This window comes from Streptomyces griseorubiginosus, assembly GCF_001514195.1.
Taxonomy (GTDB): domain Bacteria; phylum Actinomycetota; class Actinomycetes; order Streptomycetales; family Streptomycetaceae; genus Streptomyces; species Streptomyces griseorubiginosus.
The window spans coordinates 1,478,378-1,501,912 of the sequence record NZ_KQ948734.1 but is presented as its reverse complement, the minus strand read 5'-3'; the positions used below and the strand labels follow the sequence as shown (position 1 = coordinate 1,501,912).

Sequence of the window (23,535 nt, the reverse complement as noted above, 5' to 3'; positions counted from 1 at the left end):
TTATCAGAAGTTCTGAGTCGGAATTCCCGCCCCCTGGAGGCTGGCCCCGGAGCACGAAGCTGGCCGGGTTCCCCCTCGGGCGGAGACGTAAACGTACTGGAGCGGGGCGCCTCGATGCAAATCGAGGCGCCCCGCTCCCAGTTCACTCGGACGGCTGTCCGACGGTCCGTCAGACCTCCACGACCACCGGGAGGATCATCGGCCTGCGGCGATAGGTGTCGGAGACCCACTTGCCCAGGGTCCGCCGCACCAGCTGCTGAAGCTGGTGGGCCTCGACCACGCCGTCCTGCGCCGAGCGCTCCAGTACCTCGGTGATCCTCGGGATCACGTCGCCGAACGCCGAGTCCTCGATGCCCGAGCCGCGCGCCTGGATGTGCGGGCCGCCGGTGATCTTGCCCGTGGACGAGTCCAGCACCAGGAAGACCGAGATGATGCCCTCGTCGCCGAGGATCTTGCGGTCCTTCAGCGCCGGCTCGCCGACATCGCCGACCGAGAGGCCGTCGACGTAGACGTAACCCGCCTGGACCTTGCCCGAGATCTTCGCCTTGCCCTCGACGAGGTCGACGACCACGCCGTCCTCGGCGATGACGATCCGGTCGTGCGGGACACCGGTGAGGGCGCCCAGTTCGGCGTTGGCGCGCAGGTGGCGCCATTCGCCGTGCACCGGCATCAGGTTCCGTGGCCGGCAGATGTTGTAGAAGTACAGGAGCTCGCCCGCGGACGCGTGGCCCGAGACGTGCACCTTGGCGTTGCCCTTGTGGACGACGTTGGCGCCCCAGCGGGTCAGGCCGTTGATGACGCGGTAGACCGCGTTCTCGTTGCCCGGGATCAGGGACGACGCCAGGATCACGGTGTCGCCGTTGACGATCCGGATCTGGTGGTCGCGGTTGGCCATGCGGGACAGGGCGGCCATCGGTTCGCCCTGGGAGCCCGTGCAGACCAGGACGACCTCGTGGTCGGGGAGGTCGTCGAGGGTCTTGACGTCGACCACCAGGCCCGGGGGGACCTTCAGGTAGCCGAGGTCCCTCGCGATGCCCATGTTGCGGACCATCGAGCGGCCGACGAAGGCGACCCGGCGGCCGTACTCGTGGGCCGCGTCCAGGATCTGCTGGATGCGGTGGACGTGGCTGGCGAAGCTCGCCACGATGATGCGCTTGCGGGCGCCGGCGAAGACCTGCCGCAGGACGTTGGAGATGTCCTTCTCCGGCGGGACGAAGCCCGGGACCTCGGCGTTCGTCGAGTCCGCGAGCAGGAGGTCGATGCCCTCCTCGCTCAGGCGGGCGAACGCGTGCAGGTCCGTCAGGCGGCCGTCCAGCGGGAGCTGGTCCATCTTGAAGTCGCCGGTGTGGACCGCCATGCCCGCGGGGGTGCGGATGGCGACGGCCAGGGCGTCCGGGATGGAGTGGTTCACCGCGACGAACTCGCAGTCGAAGGGGCCGATGCGCTCGCGGTGCCCCTCCGCCACCTCAAGGGTGTACGGACGGATGCGGTGTTCCTGGAGCTTGGCCTCGATGAGCGCGAGGGTCAGCTTGGAGCCGATCAGCGGGATGTCCGGCTTCTCGCGCAGGAGGAAGGGGACGCCGCCGATGTGGTCCTCGTGGCCGTGGGTGAGGACGATGCCCTCGATGTCGTCGAGGCGGTCCCTCACGGACGAGAAGTCCGGCAGGATCAGGTCGATTCCGGGCTGCTCCTCCTCCGGGAAGAGCACGCCGCAGTCGACGATGAGAAGGCGGCCGCCGTACTCGAAGACCGTCATGTTTCGGCCGATCTCGCCGAGACCACCGAGGGGGGTGACCCGCAGGCCGCCCTCGGGGAGCGGCGGCGGCGGGGCCAGTTCAGGATGCGGATGACTCAAAAGACTCTCCTCACCACGCACGCCACGTACCGGTGGGCACGTGGCGCGCGTGACGTTCGTGCGTGTAGCAGTTGTCGTTGTGGTGCGGGCACCGGTGGCCCGCGTATTCAGTTGTTGAGTCAGGTTGCGCGCCGGGCGCGCGAAGTCTGGTGCTAGAGCTGTACCCCGCCGGCAGCAAGATCGATCTTGAGCTGCTCGATCTCCTCGGCGGAAAGTTCCACCATGGGGGCGCGCAGGGGTCCGGCGGGGAGTCCCTGGAGGGCGAGCGCCGCCTTGGTGGTCATCACGCCCTGGGTGCGGAACATGCCCGTGTAGACGGGCAGCAGCTTCTGGTGGATCTCGGTGGCCTTCTGGACGTCGCCGGAGGTGAACGCCTCGACCAGGGCGCGCAGGTCCGGGGTGACCACATGGCCGACGACCGAGACGAAGCCGACCGCGCCCACGGAGAGCAGCGGGAGGTTCAGCATGTCGTCGCCGGAGTACCAGGCGAGGCCGGAGCGGGCGATGGCCCAGCTCGCGCGGCCGAGGTCGCCCTTGGCGTCCTTGTTGGCGACGATCCGCGGGTGCTCGGCCAGGCGGACCAGCGTCTCGGTGTTGATCGGGACACCGCTGCGGCCGGGGATGTCGTACAGCATGACCGGCAGTTCGGCGGCGTCGGCGACGGCCTTGAAGTGCCGGTACAGGCCTTCCTGCGGGGGCTTGTTGTAGTACGGCGTGACGATCAGCAGGCCGTGTGCGCCGGTGCGCTCGGCCGTGCGGGCGAGCTCGATGCTGTGGTGGGTGTCGTTGGTGCCGACTCCGGCGACGACGTGGGCTCGGTCGCCGACCGCCTCCAGTACGGCTCGTACGAGGTCCGCTTTCTCCGCGTCGCTGGTGGTGGGGGACTCGCCGGTGGTGCCGTTGATGATCAGGCCGTCGTTGCCTGCGTCCACCAGGTGGGTGGCGAGCCGCTGTGCGCCGTCGAGGTCGAGTGCGCCGTCCGCCGTGAACGGCGTGACCATGGCGGTGAGGACCCGCCCGAAGGGGGTCTGCGGAGTGGAGGTCGGAGCCATGGCATACACGCTACTCGGTGCTCATCGCACGGTCTGCCCTCGGGGGCTCGGAAAAGTCAGGACAAATGCGGAGCCCGGCACTGCCTGCTCGGGGGTTCAAGCAGTGCCGGGTCCGTTTGATCAGGCTAGATGAACTTCTCCAAATGCCGCAATACGGACACTTCGCCAGGTGGACCCGTACATGTGTGCTCTGCGGGAAAACAAGCGTCCGTTACGGCGCCACACGGCCGTTCGCATTGAAGGCCGCGTAGGTGAGCGGCATGAGCTTCGCCCACTCCGCCTCCATCTTCTCGCCGACCATCTCGATCTCCCGCTGCGGGAAGGACGGGACCTTCGCCTGTTCGTGCTGGGTGCGCAGACCGAGGAAGTGCATCAGCGAGCGGGCGTTGCAGGTGGCGTACATCGACGAGAACAGACCGACGGGCAGGACCGAACGGGCGACCTCGCGGGCGACACCCTCGGCGAGCAGCTTCTGGTAGGCCGTGTAGGCCTGCTGGTAGGAGTCGTCGAGGACACTGCGGACGATCTCGTGCTGCTGCGGCGAACCCTCGACGAAGACGTACTTGCCGGGACGGCCCTCCTGGACGAGCTTGCGGTCCGCGCCGGGGACGTAGAAGACGGGATCGAGCTCCCGGTAGCGGCCGCTCTCCTCGTTGTACGACCACCCCACGCGGTGCCGCATGAACTCGCGGAAGACGAAGATCGGCGCACTGACGAAGAAGGTCATCGAGTTGTGCTCGAAGGGGCTCCCGTGCCGGTCCCGCATCAGGTAGTTGATCAGCCCCTTGGACCGCTCGGGGTCCTTCTGCAACTCGTCGAGGGACTGCTCCCCCAGGGTCGAGACTCGGGCGGCGAACAGGACATCGGAGTCCGAGGCGCTGGACTTCACCAGCTCGACGGAGACGTCGCTGCGCATGGAGATATCGGGGTCACCGACGGGGGTCACGGAAGGTCCTTCCCATCACATCTGCGGTCGGCGCCCACTCTACGCGTCAACCGATTTGGTAATGGAGGGCACCATTTGCGGTACCCGCTCGTCTGTACAGGCAGGAGTTGTCTGTTCGATCCCCGAAGGGAGAAGTGCCCCCATGCTGTTGCGTCGGCGTGAGCCCGTACCGTTCGCCTTTCTCGCCGAAGCCGACAGGTTCCGCAGCGATGTCGCTCCGCCGCCCCGTGAGCGCGCGTCCGCCGGTGAGATAGCCGGGCGTTGGCTGCTGGGGCTGACCATCGTCGCCGGACTCGTGGGCTCCCTGGTCCTCGGGATGCCGGCGCTGTCGCAGGATCAGGCGCCTTCACAGAGCCAGCAGTCCCAGGCGTCCCAGGGGCACTGACTCGGACGGGCCCCTGCAGGTGGCTCGCGGGGACGACGGCGGATAACCTCACCGGGCACATCCACGCCTGGATCGAGTGAGGACCCGCCGTGCCCCTGCCCTTCCTGACGGCCGACCGCGCATTCGACACGACGGACGACGTCGCGTTGCCGTACGACGACCGTGACCGCTGGCGGCGTCCGTACCGGCCCGGTCCCTGGCGGGTGGGGGTGGCGGCGCTCCTGCTGCTGCTCGCCTCGTACGTGCTGTTCGCGGCGGTGATCATCGCGCTGACCGACTCGCCGTCCGAGGCGGCCGCGGTGCTCGGTGTCGCGCTCCTCGTCATCGTCGGCGCGCTGCGGCTGCTGCGCATGGGGGTGTGGGTGAGCGCCCGCGGGGTCCGTCGGGTGGGGTTCCTGTTCACCCGCACGGTGTCCTGGGACCAGGTCGTCGCAGTCCGCACGGCCCAGCAGCCGGTGCGCTGGCTCGGACTTCCGCGCACGGTCCAGGGACAGGCCCTGACCCTCGTACGGCAGGGGCAGGCGCCCCAGGACGTGCCGCCGCTGCTGACCACGCACAACGCGGACTTCCTCGCGCGCGGCCAGGCGTTCGACCGGGCCGCGGACGCGGTGGAGGCATGGGCGGCGGAGTACGGGCGGGTCTGACCCTCATCGGACATGGCGAAGGGCCGCTCGCACCAAGTGGTGCGGGCGGCCCTTCTCCGTGCTGGGAAGGTCAGTGCTGCTGAACCGGCCTGCCGTCGTGCAGAGCTATCGCGCGCTGCATCGCCTTGCGGGCACGCGGGGTGTCGCGGGCGTCGTGGTAGGCGACGGCGAGGCGGAACCAGCTGCGCCAGTCGTCGGGGGCCGCCTCGGTCTCGGCCTTGCGCCTGGCGAAGACCGCGTCGGCCGAGTCGCGGTCGATGCGGCCGCCGGGCGTGCGCTTCAGCTCGTCGACGGGCAGGCCGCCCTCGGCGTCGAGTTCGGCGGCGAGGGCGTTGGCCCTGCGGACGAACTGGGTGTTCTTCCACAGGAACCACAGGCCGATCACCGGCAGGATCAGCACCGCGACGCCGAACGTGACCGTGACGAGCGTGCCGGACTCGATCAGCATCACGCCGCGGCTGCCGACCAGGACGAAGTAGAAGACCAGGACGGCGGCCGTGACGAGGTAGGACAGCTTGGCGCGCATCAGCCCAGGTCCAGGAAGTTCTCCAGGCCGAAGGTCAGGCCCGGGGTCGTGACCACGCGGCGGGCGCCGAGCAGGATGCCCGGCATGAAGCTGCTGTGGTGGAGGGAGTCGTGGCGGATGGTCAGGGTCTCCCCCTCGCCGCCGAGCAGGACCTCCTGGTGGGCCAGCAGACCGCGCAGGCGGACGGAGTGGACGGGGATCCCGTCGACGTCCGCGCCGCGCGCGCCGTCCAGAGCCGTCTCGGTGGCGTCCGGCGCCGGGGCCGTGCCCGCCTCGGCACGGGCCGCGGCGATCAGCTGGGCCGTGCGCGTGGCCGTGCCCGAAGGGGCGTCGACCTTCTTCGGGTGGTGCAGCTCGACGACCTCCACCGACTCGAAGTACGGCGCGGCGATCTGCGCGAACTTCATGTTGAGCACGGCCCCGATGGAGAAGTTGGGCGCGATGAGGACGCCGGTCTCCGGGGAGTTCGACAGCCAGCCGTTCAGCCGCGCGAGGCGTTCGTCGGTCCAGCCCGTCGTGCCGACGACGGCGTGGATGCCGTGGCCGACGCAGTACTCCAGGTTGTCCATGACCGATGCGGGGGTGGTCAGTTCGACCGCCACCTGGGCGCCGGTCTCGGCCAGGGTCTCCAGCTTGTCGCCCCGGCCCAGGGCGGCGACCAGCTCCATGTCCTCGGCGGCGTCGACGGCCTTGACCGCCTCGGCGCCGATCCGGCCCTTGGCTCCGAGAACGGCCACGCGCAGCTTGCTCATCTTCTTGCTTCCTTCACCAAACAGCCGGAACGGACGGGGTCAGGCAACGGTCTCGTGCAGTCGCGCGGCCTGCTTGTCCTTCAGCGGGCCGATGACCGACAGCGACGGGCGCCGTCCAAGGATCTCGCGGGCGACCGCGCGGACGTCGTCCGGGGTGACCGACGCGATCCGGGTCAGCATGTCGTCGACGGACATCTGCTCGCCCCAGCACAGTTCGCTCTTGCCGATGCGGTTCATCAGCGCGCCGGTGTCCTCGAGGCCGAGGACGGTGGAGCCCCGCAGCTGACCGATGGCGCGGCCGATCTCGTCGTCGGTCAGGCCGTGCTCGGCGACCTGGTCGAGTTCGTCGCGGCAGATCTTCAGCACGTCGTGGACCTGCGAGGGACGGCAGCCGGCGTACACACCGAACAGGCCGCAGTCGGCGAAGCCGGTGGTGTACGAGTACACGCTGTAGGCCAGGCCGCGCTTCTCGCGGACCTCCTGGAAGAGCCGGGAGGACATGCCGCCGCCGAGCGCGGTGTTGAGCACGCCGAGCGCCCAGCGGCGGTCGTCGGTGCGGGCGAGGCCCGGCATGCCGAGGACGACGTGGGCCTGTTCGGTCTTGCGGCCGAGCAGTTCGACGCGGCCCGCCGTGCGCACGGCACGCCTGCCGTCGCGCGGGGCGATGGGGACCGCGTCCAGGTTCTTGAGGGCGCCGGCCTTCTCGAAGGCGGCGCGGACCTGGCGTACGACCTTGTTGTGGTCGACGTTGCCCGCGGCCGCGACCACCAGGTGGGTGGGGTCGTAGTGCTTCTTGTAGAAGCGGCGGATGCGGTCGGCGGTCAGGGCGTTGACGGTGTCGACGGTGCCGAGGACCGGGCGGCCGAGGGGGTTGTCGCCGAACATGGTCTGCGCGAACAGGTCGTGCACGCAGTCGCCCGGGTCGTCCTCGGTCATGGCGATCTCTTCGAGGATGGCCCCGCGCTCGACGTTGACGTCCTCCTCGCGGATCAGGGAGCCCGTGAGCATGTCGCAGACGACGTCTATGGCGAGCGGCAGGTCGGAGTCGAGCACGCGCGCGTAGTAGCACGTGTACTCCTTCGCCGTGAACGCGTTCATCTCGCCGCCGACCGCGTCGAGGGCGGAGGAGATGTCCAGGGCGCTGCGCTTGGCGGTGCCCTTGAAGAGGAGGTGCTCCAGGTAGTGCGTGGCGCCGTTCAGGGACGGGGTCTCGTCGCGGGAGCCGACGTGGGCCCAGATGCCGAAGGTCGCGGAGCGGACCGAGGGGAGGGTCTCGGTGACGATCCGCAGGCCGCCCGGGAGGGTGGTCTTGCGGACGGTGCCGATGCCGTTCTCGCCCTTGATCAGGGTTTGGGTACGGGCGACGGCCCGCGCCTCCGAGGAGGTGCGGGCCGTCGCCGTGGAGGTGCTCGACGTCACTTGTCGGTGTCGTCCTTCGTCTCTGCGTCCTCTTCGCCCTCGATCACGGGGATCAGGGAGAGCTTGCCGCGGGAGTCGATCTCGGCGATCTCGACCTGGACCTTCTGGCCCACACCGAGGACGTCCTCGACGTTCTCCACGCGCTTGCCGCCGGCGAGCTTGCGGATCTGCGAGATGTGCAGCAGACCGTCCTTGCCCGGGAGCAGCGACACGAACGCGCCGAAGGTCGTCGTCTTCACGACGGTGCCCAGGTAGCGCTCGCCGACCTCCGGCATGGTCGGGTTGGCGATGCCGTTGATCGTGGTGCGGGCGGCCTCGGCGGCCGGGCCGTCGGCGGCACCGATGTAGATGGTGCCGTCGTCCTCGATCGTGATCTCGGCGCCGGTGTCCTCCTGGATCTGGTTGATCATCTTGCCCTTGGGGCCGATGACCTCGCCGATCTTGTCCACGGGGATCTTGACGGTGATGATCCGCGGGGCGTTCGGGGACATCTCGTCCGGGGTGTCGATCGCTTCCATCATCACGTCGAGGATGTGGAGGCGGGCGTCACGGGCCTGCTTGAGGGCCGCGGCCAGGACGGAGGCGGGGATGCCGTCCAGCTTGGTGTCGAGCTGGAGGGCGGTGACGAACTCCTTGGTGCCGGCGACCTTGAAGTCCATGTCGCCGAAGGCGTCCTCCGCACCGAGGATGTCGGTGAGGGTGACGTAGTGCGTCTCGCCGTCGATCTCCTGGGAGATCAGGCCCATGGCGATACCGGCGACGGGGGCCTTCAGCGGCACACCGGCGTTCAGCAGCGACATGGTGGAGGCGCAGACCGAGCCCATGGAGGTGGAGCCGTTGGAGCTCAGCGCCTCGGAGACCTGGCGGATCGCGTAGGGGAACTCCTCGCGGGTCGGCAGGACCGGGACCAGGGCGCGCTCGGCGAGGGCGCCGTGGCCGATCTCGCGGCGCTTCGGGGAGCCGACGCGGCCGGTCTCGCCGGTGGAGTACGGCGGGAAGTTGTAGTTGTGCATGTAGCGCTTGCGGGTCACCGGGGAGAGGGTGTCCAGCTGCTGCTCCATGCGGAGCATGTTGAGGGTGGTGACGCCCAGGATCTGGGTCTCGCCACGCTCGAACACCGCGGAGCCGTGCACGCGCGGGATGGCCTCGACCTCGGCGGCGAGCGTACGGATGTCCGTGACGCCACGGCCGTCGATGCGCTTCTTCTCCTTGATCACGCGCTCGCGGACGAGCTGCTTGGTCAGGGAGCGGTACGCGGCGGAGATCTCCTTCTCGCGGCCCTCGAACTCCGGCAGGAGCTTCTCGGCGGCGAGCGCCTTGACGCGGTCCAGCTCGGACTCGCGCTCCTGCTTGCCCGCGATGGTCAGCGCGGAGGCGAGCTCCGGGCGGACGGCGGCGGAGAGCGCCTCCAGGACGTCGTCCTGGTAGTCGAGGAAGATCGGGAACTCGCCGGTCGGCTTGGCGGCCTTGGCGGCGAGGTCGGCCTGGGCCTTGCACAGGACCTTGATGAAGGGCTTCGCGGCCTCGAGACCGGCGGCGACGACCTCCTCGGTCGGGGCCTCGGCGCCGCCCTTGACCAGCTGGATGGTCTTCTCGGTGGCCTCGGCCTCGACCATCATGATCGCGACGTCGCCGTCCTCCAGGGTGCGGCCCGCGACGACCATGTCGAAGACGGCGTCCTCGAGCTCGGAGTGCGTCGGGAAGGCGACCCACTGGCCGTTGATCAGCGCGACGCGGACGCCGCCGATCGGGCCGGAGAAGGGCAGACCGGCCAGCTGGGTGGACGCGGAGGCGGCGTTGATCGCCACGACGTCGTACAGGTGGTCGGGGTTGAGCGCCATGATGGTGGCGACGACCTGGATCTCGTTGCGCAGGCCCTTCTTGAAGGAGGGGCGAAGCGGGCGGTCGATGAGGCGGCAGGTGAGGATGGCGTCCTCGGAGGGGCGGCCCTCGCGGCGGAAGAAGCTGCCGGGGATCTTGCCGGCGGCGTACATCCGCTCCTCGACGTCCACCGTCAGGGGGAAGAAGTCGAGCTGGTCCTTGGGGTTCTTCGAGGCGGTGGTGGCCGACAGCACCATGGTGTCGTCGTCCAGGTAGGCCACGGCGGAGCCGGCGGCCTGCTTGGCGAGGCGGCCCGTCTCGAAGCGGATGGTGCGGGTGCCGAAGGAACCGTTGTCGATGACGGCCTCGGCGTAGTGGGTCTCGTTCTCCACTAGCGTTTCTCCATTACTTTTCGTCTTTTGTCCGGACCCGCCCGTGTGGCGGGGGGACATAGGTGGAGAAGCGCGCCGTCTGTTGCGGGCCGGTCTTCGATCGAAGCACCCGGGTTCGCATTGCCCGGGAGCCACTACCGAGGACCGGCGGCGGCGAGGTGCACTTCTCCTCGTGGTACTACGTCGTGCCACCACACTACAAACTAGGTGTGACACTCCGCACGTTTCCATACGTACGGCAAAGGGAGCGGCCCCCGATCGTTTCGGGAACCGCCCCCTTCACGGCGTCCTACTTGGCGCCCGCCGCACCGCGGCGGATGCCGAGGCGGTCGACCAGCGTACGGAAGCGCTGGATGTCCTTCTTCGCCAGGTACTGGAGAAGGCGACGGCGCTGACCGACCAGGATCAGCAGACCACGACGGGAGTGGTGGTCGTGCTTGTGGGTCTTGAGGTGCTCGGTCAGGTCCGAGATACGGCGCGAGAGCATCGCGACCTGGACCTCGGGGGAGCCGGTGTCGCCCTCCTTGGTACCGAACTCGGTGATGATCTGCTTCTTCGTAGCGGCGTCGAGCGACACGCGTACTCCTCGTAGTCTCTTGGGTAGCCACCGAGTGCCCCTGGTCCACTTCTCAGGGGAGCTTCCGTAACTCGGGAGGCGGGGATCCGCTGGGCGCGGCCTCCAGAGCGCTGGGCTCCGGGGGTGCGTACACAAACGGCCGTCAGCCAGGGTATCAGCCCGGCGGCAGTGCCCCGGGCCACGCCGACGTCGTCCACATGCCACGGCGGCTGCCACCCGTACGGGGGACAGCCGCCGTCGGCCGATCGGGGCGCGCGTCAGCTGGTCATGCCGCGGGCCGCCGCGTACAGGTCGAGGACCGCGAGGCACAGCGGGACGAGGGAGAGCAGCACCGCGCCCTCGCTGAGGTCGAGCATGCGGCCCCAGAACGGGGTCACGCCCTTGCGCGGGACGATCAGGGCGACGGCCACCAGGAGCATCGCGCCGAAGGCGACCGCGGCGGAGAGCCAGACGGTGCGGATGTCCAGCGGGGCGTGGTTGTGGTTGTAGAGGAGCTCTTCCATGATGTCGGCCGGCGGGTTCAGGGCGAGGCCGAGGACCAGCAGGCAGAGGGTGACGATGCCCGAGATCATCAGGGTCACGACCTGGGACGTGTAGAGGAAGAGACGGGCCCGCATCAGCATGGCGAGGCCGGCCGCCAGCGAGAGCAGCTGGGCCCAGCCGCTGGTGGAGAAGCCGAGCACCACGCCGGCGGAGGCGACTCCGGTGACCGCGCAGCCGCCGACGAGGCCGAGCAGCAGCTCGTGGCCGCGGCGGGCCTGGTCGGTGATGACCTGGTAGTCGACCGGCTCCTGCTCCTGCTGGTCCTCGGCGCGGCCGCGCTTGGCGATCTGGTCGGGCGAGCGGAAGCCGATGGGCAGCCGGGAGAAGCGGGCGGACCAGCCGGGCAGGAAGCCGATGACGGCGATCATGACGACGGCGGTGACGGCGGCGGTCTCGCGCGGCTCGGCCTCGGAGACGATCGCGGCGAAGGTGGCGAGGACGCCGACGCCGGCGCCGAACGCGGCGGCGATGAAGGCCGCGTCGTTCTGCGGGAGCATCAGGACGAGGAGCACCGCGGCCACGAGGACGGCGGCGAAGCCGACGAGGAGGTTCAGCCGTCCGGGGCCCTCGCCCGCGTCGAGGCCCATGATCCCGGAGCCGCCGACCATCAGGTGCGGCAGCGCGGCGATGCCGAGGGCGACGGCCGCGTGGTGGTCGTCGTAGACGCGGGCCCGTACGGAGGCGAGGGCGACGAGGACGACGCCGGTGACGCCGGCGATGACACCGGGCAGTCCGTGCATGTCGTGGCGCAGCGGCTCGGAGAACCACAGGGCGAACGCCATCATGGTGAGCAGCAGCGCGCCGGAGATGAGACCGACGGTGCGCATCATGCCGTCGTTCCAGCTGCGCCGGTCGGCCTCGACGGCCGCGGCCACCGCGTCCACCACGTCGTCGAAGACGGCGGGCGGCAGCGAGTCGGCGAACGGCCTCAGGAGCAGCAATTCGCCATCGCGTATCTGCTGTTCGGCGAGCGAACGGCCGTCGTCGAGGACGGAGCCGTCCCTGCGCACGAGGTTGTACCCGGTGGGCGCGGCCTCCTCGGGTGTCTGTCCCGACAGCCGCAGGATCTCCGGGTATACGTCAGAGAGCGGCACGTCCTCGGGAAGTGCCACGTCGATCCGGCTGTTCGGTGCCGCCACCGTGACCCGGCAGAATCCGGTTGCTGAAACCGTACTCACCTGACGGTTCCCCCTAGTCCAGTACTCGGTGATTCGTCGCGGTTTGCCAGGGCGAAACCCGCCCCGCGCATCGTTCGGTGCGTCACCCTACCGTCCCCTTGCGGCATCTCCTCATCCCCTCCCGGCTCAACAGGCCCGCAGAACAGTAGGATCAACGCCCGACTCATGTGAGGGCCGAGCCCCATGAGTCGACGAACGTACGGGGGCCGTCACACGGGGGCGGTTCGACATTGCTATCGCGTGAAGGACTGGTGGAACGGTGAGCGTCGTCATCGTCAAACGCCCGCCGCGGGTGTACCCGCCGGAGGTGCCGAGCGAGGAGGTCAAGCTCGAGTCCCCTCCCGAACTGCCTCGTACCGAGGACGACAGTCTGCTGATGAACCTGCTGCCCATGCTGGGCATGGGGTCGTCGGCCGCGTTCTTCTTCATGCCGGGCGCCCAGGGCTTCATGAAGATCATGGGCGGCCTGATGATGGTGTCCACGGTCGCCATGCTGGTCGCGCAGATCGTGCGGGCCAGGAAGGGCCCGTCCGGGCAGATGGCCGAGGCCCGGCGGGACTACCTCAAGTACCTCGCGCAGAAGCGGCGCGAGGTGCGGCGCACGGTGCACAAGCAGCGCGACGCCCAGTACTACCTGCACCCGGCGCCGGAGCAGCTGTGGGCGCTGGTCGCCGAGGGCTCGCGGCTGTGGGAACGGCGTTCCATGGACCAGGACTTCGCCCAGGTCCGCATCGGCCTCGGCCCGCAGCAGCTGGCCACCCCGCTGGTCGCTCCCGACACCGCGCCGGTGGACGAGCTGGAGCCGCTGACCGCCCACGCGATGCAGCAGTTCATCGCGAGCTACGGCACGCTCGGTGAACTCCCCCTGGCCATCGGGCTGCGCTCCTTCTACCACGTGACGATCTCCGGCGACGCCGAGACGGTCTACGGCCAGACCCGTTCCGTCCTCGGCCAGTTGGCCTCGCTGCACTCCCCCGAGGACGTGGTGATCGCGGTCGTGGCCTCGCCGGGCGCGGCGGTGGACTGGGAGTGGACCAAGTGGCTGCCGCACATGCAGCACAAGGAGGCCGACGGCGCGGGCTCGCGGCGTCTGCTCTGCTACGACCTCGGCGAGCTGGAGGAGATGATCGCCCACCAGCTGGAGGGCCGCCCCCGCTGGAGCCGGGACGGTTCGCCGGTGCTGGACCAGCCGCACGTGGTCGTCGTCCTCGACGGCGGCGGGGTGCCCGCTGACTCGGTGCTCGCCTCCGCGGAGGGCCTCCAGGGGGTGACCATCCTCGAGGTGGTGCCCGGTGAACTCGACGAGGCGCGGGGCTCGTTGTCGATCCGGGTGTGGCCGGACGCCATGGAGCTGGAGGCGGGTACGGGTGTCTTCACCGGCACCCCCGACGTGCTGTCGCAGGCGCAGGCCGAGTCGCTGGCCCGGCAGCTGGCGCCGCTGCGCCTCGGTGCCGCCGACGCGGACGAACCGCTGCTGGCGAACCTGGACTTCACCGACCTGATGCAGATCGGCGACGCGGCGGGCGTGGACGTCTCGCGCACCTGGCGGCCGCGCACCCTGCACGAACGGCTGCGGGTGCCGATCGGTCTCGGCGAGAACGGCGAGCCGGTCATGCTGGACATCAAGGAGGCCTCGCAGGAGGGCATGGGCCCGCACGGCCTGTGCGTCGGCGCCACCGGTTCCGGAAAGTCGGAGCTGCTGCGCACGCTGGTGCTGGGCCTCGCGGTCACGCACTCCTCGGAGACGCTCAACTTCGTCCTCGCGGACTTCAAGGGCGGTGCCACCTTCACCGGCATGGGCTCCATGCCGCACGTGTCCGCGGTCATCACCAACCTGGCCGACGAGCTCACCCTCGTGGACCGCATGCGCGACTCCATCACGGGTGAGCTGACCCGCCGTCAGGAGCTGCTGCGGCAGGCCGGCAACTACGCCAACATCACCGACTACGAGAAGGCGCGGGCCGCCGGTGCCGCGCTGGACCCGCTGCCCTCGCTCGTCCTGATCATCGACGAGTTCAGCGAACTCCTCGCCGCCAAGCCGGACTTCATCGAGATGTTCATCCAGATCGGCCGGATCGGCCGTTCGCTGGGTGTGCACATGCTGCTCGCCTCGCAGCGCCTGGAGGAGGGCAAGCTGCGCGGTCTGGACACCTTCCTGTCGTACCGCATCGGTCTGCGCACCTTCTCGGCGGCCGAGTCCCGTACGGCGATCGGTGTGCCCGACGCCTACCACCTGCCGAACGTGCCCGGCGCGGGCATCCTCAAGTACGACACCGAGACGATGGTGCAGTTCAAGGCCGCGTACGTGTCGGGCACCTACCGGCCGAACGGGCCGATGGCGCAGGGCGGCGGCCGGATCGACCGCTCCCCCGTGCTGTTCACGGCGGCGCCGGTGCCGGTGCGGATCCTCGCCGAGCCGGAGCCGGAGACCCGGGGCAACCAGGTCGACGACGCGCTCGCCGACACCGTCCTCGACGTCATCGTCAGCCGCCTGGACGGACAGGGTCCGCCCGCCCACCAGGTGTGGCTGCCGCCGCTGGACGAGCCGTTCAGCCTCGACCAGGTGCTGCCGGCGCTGGGCGTCAGCCCGGAGCGCGGTCTGCACGCCGAGGGCTACCACCTCCAGAGCAAGCTGGCCGTGCCGGTCGGTCTGGTCGACAAGCCCTTCGAGCAGCGGCGTGACGTGATGTACGCGGACCTGTCCGGGTCCGCCGGTCACGCGCTGATCGTGGGTGGCCCGCAGTCCGGCAAGTCGACGCTGGTGCGCACGATGATCACGTCGTTCGCGCTCACCCACACCCCGGCCGAAGTGCAGTTCTACGCCCTCGACTTCGGCGGCGGCGGCATGCTCGCGCTGGAGAACCTGGCCCATGTGGGCGGCGCCGCCTCCCGGTTGGACCAGGAGAAGGTCCGCCGTACGGTCGCGGAGGTGCACGGGATCCTCAACGCCCGTGAGGAGTTCTTCCGTTCCAAGAGCATCGACTCCATGGGCACCTTCCGAAACCGGCGGGCGCAGGGGCACTACCCCGACCAGCAGTGGGGCGACGTCTTCCTGATCATCGACGGCTGGGCGACCTTCAAGAACGACTACGAGATGCTCGACCCGGTCATCGCGGACATCGCGACGCGTGGTCTCGGTTTCGGCATCCACCTGATCGTCACCGCGACCCGGTACACCGAGATGCGTCCCGCGCTGCGCGACCAGATCCTCAGCCGGCTCGAACTGCGCCTGGGTGACGCGATGGAGTCGGAGTTCGACCGCAAGCGGGCCGAGAACGTGCCGATGGGCAAGCCGGGCCGCGGTCTGTCGCCGGACAAGCTGGACTACCTCGCCGCCACGCCCCGTATCGACGGGTCGACGCAGGTGGAGGACCTGGCCGACGGCATGGCGCACCTGGTGCAGAGCGTCAACAGCGCCTGGCAGGGCCCGACGGCCCCCAAGGTGCGGATGCTGCCGACGATGCTGCCCGCGTCCGAACTGCCCGGCGGCGGCGACTTCGGCAGCCGGGGTGTCGCGATCGGCGTGGACGAGCTCACCCTGTCCCCGGTGTTCGTGGACTTCGAGACCGACCCGCTGTTCGTCGTCTACGGCGAGAGCGAGTCCGGCAAGTCCTCGCTGCTGCGGTTCATCGCCAAGCAGGTCTCCGAGCGCTACCAGCCCAACAAGGCGCTGTTCGTGGTCTCGGACTTCCGGCGCGCGCTGCTCGGCCAGGTGCCCGAGAGCCACATGTACAAGTACTGCGCCTCGGGTCCGCAGCTCCAGGAGGTCATGGAGTCGCTGGCCGGCTCGATGAGCCGCCGTATGCCCGGCCCGGACGTCACCCCGGAGCAGCTGCGCAACCGCTCCTGGTACAACGAGCCGGACGCGTTCATCTTCATCGACGACTACGACCTGGTCGCCACGTCGATGGGCAACCCGATGTCGGTGCTCATGGAGTACCTGCCGTTCGCGCGTGACCTGGGTCTGCGGATCATCCTGGCCCGCACCACCTCGGGCGCCTCGCGCTCCTCCTTCGAGCCGGTCCTCACCCGGATCAAGGAACTCGGCGCCCAGGGCATCGTGTTGTCGGGCGACCCGTCGGAGGGCCCGGTGTTCAACAACATCAGGGCCACTCCGCAGCCGCAGGGCCGCGGTCAGTTCATCTCCCGGCGGGCCAGCGGGCAGTTGGTGCAGACGGGGTATCTGCCGGAGAGCTGAGCCCCTGCACACATACGGCGACGGCGGCACCCGAGGAGGGTGCCGCCGTCGCCGTATGTGCCGCCGTGAGGAGTTCCGGTCAGGTCGACCAGAAGTGCAGGACCGCCTGTGCGTAGGCGACGCGGGGGTCCAGCGCCGAGGGCTGGAGCTTGTACTTGTCGGTGATCCCGGAGAACTTCAGGGGGGCGGGGCCGCTGCCGGAGCGCCAGACCGTGCGCGAGGGCAGGTGCCAGTCGACGCCGTATCCACCGATGAGGCTCGCGGCGGTGTAGAGCAGCGTCAGAGGGGAGACCACGACGTACACCAACCACCCGGGGACGGTGCCGACCCGGCCGGTCAGACGGGTGCCGTCGGGGAGTTCCAGTTCGTACCGGCGGCCCTTCGGCGGGTGCAGCACGGCGAGCACGGATCCGTCGGGCGCCGTCACGGTCAGCCGGCCGTCCGCGCCCGGGGGGGCCACGGTGCACAGCGGCTTGTGGCCCGCCGGGTCCTCGTAGAGGGTGAAGTCCGTGGCGAGGCCGCTCGCTGTGCCGTCGCCCGATGATCCTCTGGCCACGTAGACGGGGTCCGCGCCCCGCACCTTGATGACACTCTGGAGGTCGAGGGCCGTGTTGCCCTGGGGGGCCTGCGCGTGCACACCAAAAACAGTCGTCATCGCCATCTCTCTCCGGTGACCGGCTTCAGCCAGGCAGGCAGTGCGTGATGCGGAAGCCCCGCCGCCGACAAGACCTGAAGGTACCCGTTGACCTGGTCGCGGGTTCCGTCGCGCAGCCACACGTGGCGGAACCGGAAGGCCCGCGTCAGCAGGTACAGGCTGAGCGCGAGCAGGAGGGCCACCGGGGTGCACAGCACCACGGCGACCGTCGTGTCGTACGCCGCCCCGCCCAGGGTGTCGGTCAGGAACCAGGCTCCCACCGCCCCGGGCACGAACAGCAGGCCGCCCCACGCACCGCGGGAGTTCATCCCGCCCAGCAGGTCGCGGTGACGCAGGAGCATCGCCGCGACCTGCGGGTCCGACAGGTAGTCGATGCCCTTGTCGGCACCGATCGCGCGTGCCGCTTCGGGCAGGCCCGGCACCGTCGCCAGCTGCGCGGACCTGACCTGCAACAGGTCGAGGCCCGGTGCCGGGACGGTGCCTTCGGCGTCGTTCATCCGAACACGTCTCGCACGGACTGGGCCTGGAGGGGCACGTGGGCGCCGTTCGCCGCGTCCGCGGGCCCGCTGGGGGGAACGGCCGCCGGCTGCTCGGGCACCTGCGCCTCGACCGCGCTGTCGCTGTGCACCTCGATGGTGTTCACGATGTTGAAGAACAGGTCGGAGTACAGGTCCCAGTCCTGCATGCACGGAGTGCTGAGTTCGAACAGCACCATCTCCGCCTCCCGACGGAGCGGCAGGAAGACGGCGATCTTGCCGACCTGCACCTCCTCGGTGCGGCCGGAGTCGGTGAGCTCGGCCGGGAGCGTCGTGACGTCCGCGGTGAACCGGACCGCCGCCTCGCCCGCCGTGAGCCACACCGTCTCGACCTGGGCCGCTTCACCGCCGAGGCCCGAGAGTTCCGCGGCGACGCTCGCGGCCGTCATCTTCCGGCCGTCCGGCACCGACTCCAGCAGGGCGCCCGTCACCGTCGCCGTGCTGCGCCGACCGTCGAGGTCGAGGAGACAGAAGCCGGCGTAGTCGACTCCGGCCTCCATCATCTGGGCGACCAAGGGCAGTTGGGTCGCCGCGTACTGGAACCAGAGCTCGGGCGTGCCCTGCGGGTAGATGTCCTGGGCCAGCTCGATCAGCGCCTGGCCGACCTGCTCCTCGGCCTCGTACACGGGGAGTTCGAAGAAGGCGGGGGGCACCCGGAACGTCAGGCGGGGCGTGGCGATGACCGCGGTGCCGGCTGGGCCGCCCCCGGGAAACATGGTGCTCATCGGTTACGCCGCTCCCGCCGCAGACATGAACGCGTTGCTGGGCGGCGCGGCGGCCGCCTTGGTGTCGGCGCCGCCGCCCGAGATGAGGCCGAAGGCCAGGCCCACGCCCTTGATGCCGCCCATCGTGCCGCGCATCAGCCCGCTGCCGACGTCCACCGCCTCGTCGGCGAGGCCCATCGCCTTGCCGGCCCGCGCAAGTCCCTTGTACATGAGACCGTCGGCCATGCCTCGGGCCATGTTGACCGAGGTCGCCATCTCGTCGGCGTGGGAGAAGACACCGGCGAGCCGTTCGCCCGTCGCCGCGGCCCTGGCCGCCTTCGCTCCCGCGGTGATGCCCTTGACCGCTCCGATGCCCGGCAGCACACCGAGTCCGGCCCCGACCCAGTCCATCACGCCGACCTTCTCGCCGCGGGCCGTCCTGGCGCCGTAACCGGCGAGCGCGAGGGCGCTGGCGCCGATGGCGAGGCCGCCGAGGATGGCACCCACGGGCGGGATGGCCATGGTGGCCAGGGAGAGGATGGACAGCACGGATCCGATCTTGGAGAACAGGTCCGCGTTGTCGGCGAGGAAGTCCGTGAAGCCGTCCCAGGCGCCCTTCAGACCGTCCGTGATCTTGTCCCAGACGCTGATGTCCGGCGGCCGGTTGTTCGCGGCCTCGCGAATGGCGTGCTCGGCCTTCGCGGCCTGCTCCTCCCAGTACTTGCGCAGCGCCTCGGCGTCCTGGATGAGGAGCTTGAGGTCGGTCGCGGCGTCCTGGGCCGCCCGGGTGGCGGAGTCTGCCTCCTCCGACAGGGCCTTGGCCTGCTGTTCGCTGATCTGCTGGAACTGCACGCCCTCGATCTTGACGTTGACCCGGTCGACGTCGGCGTTCTTCTGGTCCAGCCGCTTACGGGCCTCGACCGCGCGGTCCTCCAGGTTCCTGGCCTGGCGCTGCATGGTCTCCAGCTCGTCGTGCCAGCCCTTGAGCGCCTTGGAGCAGGCGGCCATCGACTCGTGGCCCTGCTGAAGGTACTTGGGCAGCTCGCCGACCTTGTCCTGGAACTTCTTGGCGGCCTCGCCGTCCCAGATGCCGTCCGTCTTCCCGATGCCGACGAGCATCTCGCGCATCTCGTCGAGCTCGTCGCCGACCGTCCTGACGTCGTACGCGAGCGACTCGATCGTGTGCAGGTCGCCCTTGGCCGGATTGAACGTCAGTCCGGGCCAGTTGGGATCGTCGAACATCCCCATCGTCTTCTCCCCGTTGTGTGCGTGGTGTCTCAGTCGCGTGTGCGAGGTGTGTCAGTCGCGTGTGCGAGGTGTCTCAGCGTTGCCGACGAGGTGTCTCGGCGTTGGTGCGGGCTACTTCTGACTGAAGCCCTTCTGCAAATCCTGGTCGACGGTCTGGTACGCCTCGAGAGTCTTCTGGAGCCCCTCGTGCAGCTGCTTGGCGCCGTCGGCGATCCGCTTGATGCCGTCGCCCCAGTCGTCCTGGAAGCCGTCGCAGGCGTTGTCGAGACCGTCCGTGCCCAGACCCTTGGGACCGACCTTGTTGAGCCGCTCCTGGGCGCCCCGCATGCGATCGCCCACCTGGTCCAGCCTGCTGATCAGGGTCTTCATACGATCTACATCGATCTGGAAGTCAGCCATCCCCGTTGCCTCCCCGTAGCGTCATCGGTGATCGCCGGTCAGACTATCGGAGCAGCAACTTCCGGCCCACCTCGCGATGTTCGCTGTCGCCAATTCATGGCATACGCACGCTAGGCGCGGTCCCACACGTGCAGCACGGCCTGCGCACAGGCCAGCCGGTGGTCCAACCTGTTCGCGGCCAGACGGTACTTGCGGCCTGTCCGGTACTCGATGGCCGGCTCGGGCTCGTCGGCCGCACGCCACCGCGTCCACGTCGGCGGCTCCATCTCCCAGGCGGCTTCCTTCTTCGCCTCGCCCTTCTCGCCGAGCAGCAGCCAGAGCGAGGCCTGGGTGGCCATGACGGCCCAGCACAGGAAGTACAGCGGGGAGATCAGGACGAACACCGTCCACGCCGTGCGGGCGCCGACTTCGCCGGTCAGTGCCTCGCCCTGGGCGGGCTGCACGCTCCAGCGCACGCGGCGGGGCCACGGCAGGGTCCTTCCGCTTCGCCGGGTGATGCGGCCGAGCGGGGCGCCGTCGCCGCCGTACACCTCGTGGACACCGTCACCGAGGGACCGTACCGAGGTGAGCGGTTGGCCGTCGGGGCCGGTCAGGGTGAACGCCGGGCGCGTCTGGCGGCCGCCGTTGGGGGCGTCCCGGGGCACGTGGACGTATGCCAGCGGCTCGCCGTTCGTGCCGGGGCCGGTCTGCTGGACGGTGGCGGTCGGCTCGCCGGGGGCGACCTTGTCGTAGCTGCGCAGTCTCTTGTCGGGGACGTGGATCACGGTCTCCGCAGGAGCGGGCGCGTGGCCGTACGGTCCCGGTCGCTGCGCCTGCGAGGCTGATGCCTGACTGCTGTGCTTCATGGCCGCCCACGGTCGGTCCGGTTGACGATGACGGTCGACAGACTCTCAAAACCGGGTCGGCGATGTCGCGGGGTGGTCGGCGTCGGCGGAGCCCGGGGCGACTTGTCCACGGAACATTCACGCCACGCCCCCCGAGGGACTACGGCCGTCCCGGATCAGCCCCCGGCGCGGCGGGCCTGCCACAGGTCCCGCAGCAGGGCGATCTCCGCCATGTGGTGGATGAGTTCGAGGTTGGAGCCCCACAGCACGGAGATGTACGGCTCGTCGGGGGCGGAGCTGTAGGGGTACTGGGAGAAGCCGATCGTGTCGAGCTGCTCCTCGGTGACCCGGCCGACGGCTTCGCGCCAGCGGTCGAGCAGGGACCAGAAGCGTTCCTGGGCCAGGGCCGCGGAGGGGGTGAAGTCGACCAACTGGTGCGGATCGGTGCGGCGTTCGCCGAAGGTCCACTCCCATTCGCCGGCGAAGCAGGAGTGGAGGTGCCCGAGTCGCCAGGCGATCGTGGTGACCGGGCTGACGTCGGGCTCCACCGGGCCGGTGTGGGCGAGGACCTCCTCGACCCGTTCGACGCTCACGCTCCAGTCCTCGGCGATCTTGGCGACGCTCATGCCGTCGGCTGCCTGCCGGGCGACCTCGGCGTACTCGTTGGAGGGGATGTCCGGGGCGCCCTTGTCGATCACCCACGCGCCGGGGCCGTACGCCCTGGGAGTCACCGCCTCGCTCCGGCGCCGGATCGACCAGCAGCCGGGCACCGGCTCCCACAGGTACTCCTCGTCACCGAGCCCTTCGAGCCGGATCTGCGCCCGCTCCCGGACGCAGTCGAACTGGTCCAGCAGTACGCCCAGTCGGTCGGTCCGTATGCGTCCCGTCTCCATGTCCGACTCCCCTCGCGGCCCGTGTCCAGGCGGAGGCTAGCCGCCCGTCCGCGGGGAGCGCGACGGATTTCCTTGGCCTTGGGTTCCGTACGGAGAGGCTCGGGCCGCGTTCGGACAGGTCTGCGCCAACTGGACCTCAGATCAGGTCAAGTGACTGTGGATCAACTTGTTCACAAGATTCGATCAAAGTTACGTTGCACCAAGAAACTTTCGAACGGGGGTCCTTGTGGGTGTAGTCCTGCCGAGCGAGCTGGATGCGGCCCTGGACCTGATAGGTATCAGCTGGCCGAACGTCGACGAGGACGACTACCGCGACATGGCCCAGGCCATGCGGGAATTCGCAGACGACATCGACGACGGCGCGGCGGACGCGCACCAGGCGATCACCGATCTGGTCGGCGGCAACGAAGGCCTCGCGATCCAGGCGCTCGAACGGCACTGGGACCTCGTCAAGGGCAAGCATCTGACCAACCTCGCCGAGGCGGGCCGGGTGGCGGCCACCGCGCTGGACGCGGTCGCCGTGCTGATCGAGGGCGCGAAGATCGCCGCGATCGCCCAACTCGGCATTCTGGCCGCGGAGATCGCGGCAGCCCTCGCCGCCGCCCCGCTCACCTTCGGTCTGTCCACACTGGGCGGGGTCGCCGGTACGCAGGTCACCCGGATCGCCGTGAAGCGCATCTTCGAGGAGGTGTGCGAGGAGATCGCCGGGCGGATCATGGAGGTCGCGATGGGCCCGGTCTTCCAGGCCCTCGGCGCGATGGCGGGCGACCTGGTGGTGCAGATCGGCGGCAACGCCCTCGGCACCCAGAACGGCGTCGACCTCGGCCAGACGGCGAAGGCCGGCGAGAAGGGGCTGGGCGAGGGCGTCGACAGCCTCAAGTCGGGCGGGATGCAGTTGGCGAGCGCGGGCGGGGGCGGCGGCTCGATGCAGCTGGCCGGTGCCGACGGCGGATCCAGTGGGTCCGGCTCGGGCGGCGGTGGTGGCGGTGGCGGTCAGTTCAGCATGGACCTGGAGTCCTACGACCGGGCGGGGAACGGCCTCAAGAGCGCGGGCGGCAAGATCCGCGACGGCGCCGGCAGCAAGCTGACCCGTGCCAGGTCCTCACACGGCCGCGCCCGCGGCAAGGACCCGCTCACCAACCTCCTCGACCCCATGGTCGACGAGGTCATGGAGGGAATCGGAAAGGGCATCAAGCGCTCCGCCGCCCACCTCGACGAGAGCATGACCGGCGGCCTGAAGCAGATGGCCAAGCGGCACAAGGACAACGACGAGGGAATCGCGACCGAGCTTCAGGGCATCAGCAGGAAGCACGTCTACCACGTGGACGATCAGGGAAAGGTCACCCGCCTCACGTCCACAGGGCACCAGGACCTGACCGCCGAGGACCGGGCCCGCCTCACCCCGCTGAATCTCCAGGGAGACAATGTCGGACGGCGGGTGGCAGCCGACTACCGACTGCCCGACCCGCCCGACCGCAAGAGGAAGTCGTCGACGCAGGTCGGCTTCGGAAGTACCGATCTGTCGCAGGCCACACGTATGGCACGCGACGCGAACAAGGACTACGGGCAGACGAGGAAGGGCAAGTTCTCGAGTCGGAACTATGCCGCGGCCCGTTACGGCGAATCGGGATCGAAGGACGAGTTCATCATTGTCGGCCGCAGTAAATGGCCTGCTTCCCATTCGGAACGCCAGGTCGGGATCCCGTTCCTCAACAATGGAACCGAAAAAGGCATGAGTGAGCTCTATACCGAGCGTGAGCCCTGCACGACCGGGCCGGGCGCGAAGGATTGCAGCGCCTGGATATCGGAACACCTGCCGGAAAGTGTGCGCGTTTCCCACACAGTGGAGTACGGCCACACCACGGATTCCAAACAGAAGGGCAACGATGAAATGGAGCGCTACCTCAACGGTATCAATCCGAAAAAGAGGCACTGATTGACCAGGGGTGGTGGCGGTCGATAAAATACCCGCCCCAGCGACAGCAGTT

The 23,535-nt window shown here is 69.4% G+C and carries 20 protein-coding genes; 4 read left to right on the top strand and 16 right to left on the bottom strand.

The genetic code is table 11. From position 1 onward, the window contains the following. Window positions 1-169: 169 nt before the first annotated feature. The 3 genes from AQJ54_RS06670 to thyX form a co-directional block, all read right to left on the bottom strand. The gene (locus AQJ54_RS06670; protein WP_062026640.1) at window positions 170-1,855 is read right to left on the bottom strand and encodes a ribonuclease J; all 1,686 of its coding nucleotides are present in this window, start codon (window positions 1,853-1,855) and stop codon (window positions 170-172) included. A gap of 152 nt (window positions 1,856-2,007) precedes the next feature. Further along, the gene (gene dapA / locus AQJ54_RS06665) at window positions 2,008-2,907 is read right to left on the bottom strand and encodes a 4-hydroxy-tetrahydrodipicolinate synthase (protein WP_062234756.1); all 900 of its coding nucleotides are present in this window, start codon (window positions 2,905-2,907) and stop codon (window positions 2,008-2,010) included. A 211-nt stretch (window positions 2,908-3,118) separates the two neighbouring features. Continuing rightward, window positions 3,119-3,823 carry an FAD-dependent thymidylate synthase gene (gene thyX / locus AQJ54_RS06660; protein WP_062027170.1) on the bottom strand — a complete coding sequence of 235 codons (705 nt, stop codon included), beginning with the start codon at window positions 3,821-3,823 and terminating at the stop codon, window positions 3,119-3,121. Between the two features lie 175 nt (window positions 3,824-3,998). On the opposite strand from thyX, the gene AQJ54_RS06655 reads away from it, so the two are divergent. Further along, a complete protein-coding gene (locus AQJ54_RS06655; protein WP_030315604.1) occupies window positions 3,999-4,238 on the top strand; it encodes a hypothetical protein in 240 nt (79 codons plus the stop codon). A gap of 89 nt (window positions 4,239-4,327) precedes the next feature. Next, a complete protein-coding gene (locus tag AQJ54_RS06650; RefSeq protein ID WP_062026642.1) occupies window positions 4,328-4,882 on the top strand; it encodes a PH domain-containing protein in 555 nt (184 codons plus the stop codon). A 70-nt stretch (window positions 4,883-4,952) separates the two neighbouring features. On the opposite strand, the gene AQJ54_RS06645 is transcribed toward AQJ54_RS06650, so the two are convergent. The 6 genes from AQJ54_RS06645 to eccD all read right to left on the bottom strand — a co-directional run bounded on the left by AQJ54_RS06645 (window position 4,953) and on the right by eccD (window position 12,090). Further along, window positions 4,953-5,408, bottom strand: a complete 456-nt coding sequence (locus AQJ54_RS06645; protein ID WP_062234753.1) for a tetratricopeptide repeat protein — start codon at window positions 5,406-5,408, stop codon at window positions 4,953-4,955. Next, window positions 5,408-6,160, bottom strand: a complete 753-nt coding sequence (gene dapB / locus AQJ54_RS06640) for a 4-hydroxy-tetrahydrodipicolinate reductase (protein WP_062234750.1) — start codon at window positions 6,158-6,160, stop codon at window positions 5,408-5,410. The genes AQJ54_RS06645 and dapB overlap by 1 nt, the downstream gene beginning before the upstream one ends. A 39-nt stretch (window positions 6,161-6,199) precedes the next feature. After that, complete coding sequence (locus AQJ54_RS06635; RefSeq protein WP_062234747.1) at window positions 6,200-7,579, bottom strand: M16 family metallopeptidase; 1,380 nt, start codon at window positions 7,577-7,579, stop codon at window positions 6,200-6,202. After that, the gene (locus tag AQJ54_RS06630) at window positions 7,576-9,792 is read right to left on the bottom strand and encodes a polyribonucleotide nucleotidyltransferase (protein ID WP_062234744.1); all 2,217 of its coding nucleotides are present in this window, start codon (window positions 9,790-9,792) and stop codon (window positions 7,576-7,578) included. Before AQJ54_RS06630 ends, AQJ54_RS06635 begins: the two co-directional genes overlap by 4 nt. 289 nt (window positions 9,793-10,081) lie before the next feature. Continuing rightward, window positions 10,082-10,369: a 30S ribosomal protein S15 gene (gene rpsO / locus AQJ54_RS06625; protein ID WP_020138875.1), complete on the bottom strand. Its 288-nt coding sequence runs from the start codon at window positions 10,367-10,369 to the stop codon at window positions 10,082-10,084. 257 nt (window positions 10,370-10,626) lie between these two features. Further along, window positions 10,627-12,090, bottom strand: coding sequence for a type VII secretion integral membrane protein EccD (gene eccD / locus AQJ54_RS06620; protein ID WP_243659704.1), 1,464 nt, complete (start codon window positions 12,088-12,090; stop codon window positions 10,627-10,629). 259 nt (window positions 12,091-12,349) lie between these two features. On the opposite strand from eccD, the gene eccCa reads away from it, so the two are divergent. After that, window positions 12,350-16,288, top strand: coding sequence for a type VII secretion protein EccCa (gene eccCa / locus AQJ54_RS06615; RefSeq protein WP_062234741.1), 3,939 nt, complete (start codon window positions 12,350-12,352; stop codon window positions 16,286-16,288). Window positions 16,289-16,367: 79 nt separating this feature from the next. On the opposite strand, the gene AQJ54_RS06610 is transcribed toward eccCa, so the two are convergent. The 7 genes from AQJ54_RS06610 to AQJ54_RS06580 all read right to left on the bottom strand — a co-directional run bounded on the left by AQJ54_RS06610 (window position 16,368) and on the right by AQJ54_RS06580 (window position 21,547). Then, on the bottom strand, window positions 16,368-16,943 hold the full coding sequence (locus AQJ54_RS06610; RefSeq protein WP_248845309.1) for a hypothetical protein: 576 nt from the start codon (window positions 16,941-16,943) through the stop codon (window positions 16,368-16,370). Then, window positions 16,940-17,440, bottom strand: a complete 501-nt coding sequence (locus AQJ54_RS06605; RefSeq protein WP_062234736.1) for a hypothetical protein — start codon at window positions 17,438-17,440, stop codon at window positions 16,940-16,942. The genes AQJ54_RS06610 and AQJ54_RS06605 overlap by 4 nt, the downstream gene beginning before the upstream one ends. Continuing rightward, window positions 17,437-18,204, bottom strand: a complete 768-nt coding sequence (locus AQJ54_RS06600) for a hypothetical protein (RefSeq protein WP_062234733.1) — start codon at window positions 18,202-18,204, stop codon at window positions 17,437-17,439. Before AQJ54_RS06600 ends, AQJ54_RS06605 begins: the two co-directional genes overlap by 4 nt. A 3-nt stretch (window positions 18,205-18,207) precedes the next feature. Further along, the gene (locus AQJ54_RS06595) at window positions 18,208-19,431 is read right to left on the bottom strand and encodes a putative T7SS-secreted protein (RefSeq protein WP_062234731.1); all 1,224 of its coding nucleotides are present in this window, start codon (window positions 19,429-19,431) and stop codon (window positions 18,208-18,210) included. Window positions 19,432-19,542: 111 nt separating this feature from the next. Then, complete coding sequence (locus AQJ54_RS06590; protein WP_062026653.1) at window positions 19,543-19,830, bottom strand: DUF6317 family protein; 288 nt, start codon at window positions 19,828-19,830, stop codon at window positions 19,543-19,545. A 110-nt stretch (window positions 19,831-19,940) separates the two neighbouring features. After that, window positions 19,941-20,675 carry a hypothetical protein gene (locus AQJ54_RS06585; protein WP_248845308.1) on the bottom strand — a complete coding sequence of 245 codons (735 nt, stop codon included), beginning with the start codon at window positions 20,673-20,675 and terminating at the stop codon, window positions 19,941-19,943. Between the two features lie 155 nt (window positions 20,676-20,830). Then, window positions 20,831-21,547: a DinB family protein gene (locus AQJ54_RS06580; RefSeq protein ID WP_062234725.1), complete on the bottom strand. Its 717-nt coding sequence runs from the start codon at window positions 21,545-21,547 to the stop codon at window positions 20,831-20,833. Between the two features lie 226 nt (window positions 21,548-21,773). Here AQJ54_RS06580 and AQJ54_RS42945 point away from each other — a divergent pair, with 226 nt between their 5' ends. After that, the gene (locus AQJ54_RS42945) at window positions 21,774-23,483 is read left to right on the top strand and encodes a nucleic acid/nucleotide deaminase domain-containing protein (RefSeq protein WP_063806395.1); all 1,710 of its coding nucleotides are present in this window, start codon (window positions 21,774-21,776) and stop codon (window positions 23,481-23,483) included. Window positions 23,484-23,535 lie beyond the last annotated feature (52 nt).

Excerpts from the sequence above, each read along its gene's own strand:
- AQJ54_RS06600 (WP_062234733.1), bottom strand. The coding sequence starts at position 18,204 with ATGAGCACCATGTTTCCCGGGGGCGGCCCAGCCGGCACCGCGGTCATC.
- dapA (WP_062234756.1), bottom strand. The coding sequence starts at position 2,907 with ATGGCTCCGACCTCCACTCCGCAGACCCCCTTCGGGCGGGTCCTCACC.
- AQJ54_RS06610 (WP_248845309.1), bottom strand. The coding sequence starts at position 16,943 with ATGACGACTGTTTTTGGTGTGCACGCGCAGGCCCCCCAGGGCAACACG.
- AQJ54_RS06605 (WP_062234736.1), bottom strand. The coding sequence starts at position 17,440 with ATGAACGACGCCGAAGGCACCGTCCCGGCACCGGGCCTCGACCTGTTG.
- AQJ54_RS06585 (WP_248845308.1), bottom strand. The coding sequence starts at position 20,675 with ATGAAGCACAGCAGTCAGGCATCAGCCTCGCAGGCGCAGCGACCGGGA.
- AQJ54_RS06645 (WP_062234753.1), bottom strand. The coding sequence starts at position 5,408 with ATGCGCGCCAAGCTGTCCTACCTCGTCACGGCCGCCGTCCTGGTCTTC.
- thyX (WP_062027170.1), bottom strand. The coding sequence starts at position 3,823 with ATGCGCAGCGACGTCTCCGTCGAGCTGGTGAAGTCCAGCGCCTCGGAC.
- dapB (WP_062234750.1), bottom strand. The coding sequence starts at position 6,160 with ATGAGCAAGCTGCGCGTGGCCGTTCTCGGAGCCAAGGGCCGGATCGGC.
- AQJ54_RS06590 (WP_062026653.1), bottom strand. The coding sequence starts at position 19,830 with ATGGCTGACTTCCAGATCGATGTAGATCGTATGAAGACCCTGATCAGC.
- AQJ54_RS06595 (WP_062234731.1), bottom strand. The coding sequence starts at position 19,431 with ATGGGGATGTTCGACGATCCCAACTGGCCCGGACTGACGTTCAATCCG.
- AQJ54_RS06580 (WP_062234725.1), bottom strand. The coding sequence starts at position 21,547 with ATGGAGACGGGACGCATACGGACCGACCGACTGGGCGTACTGCTGGAC.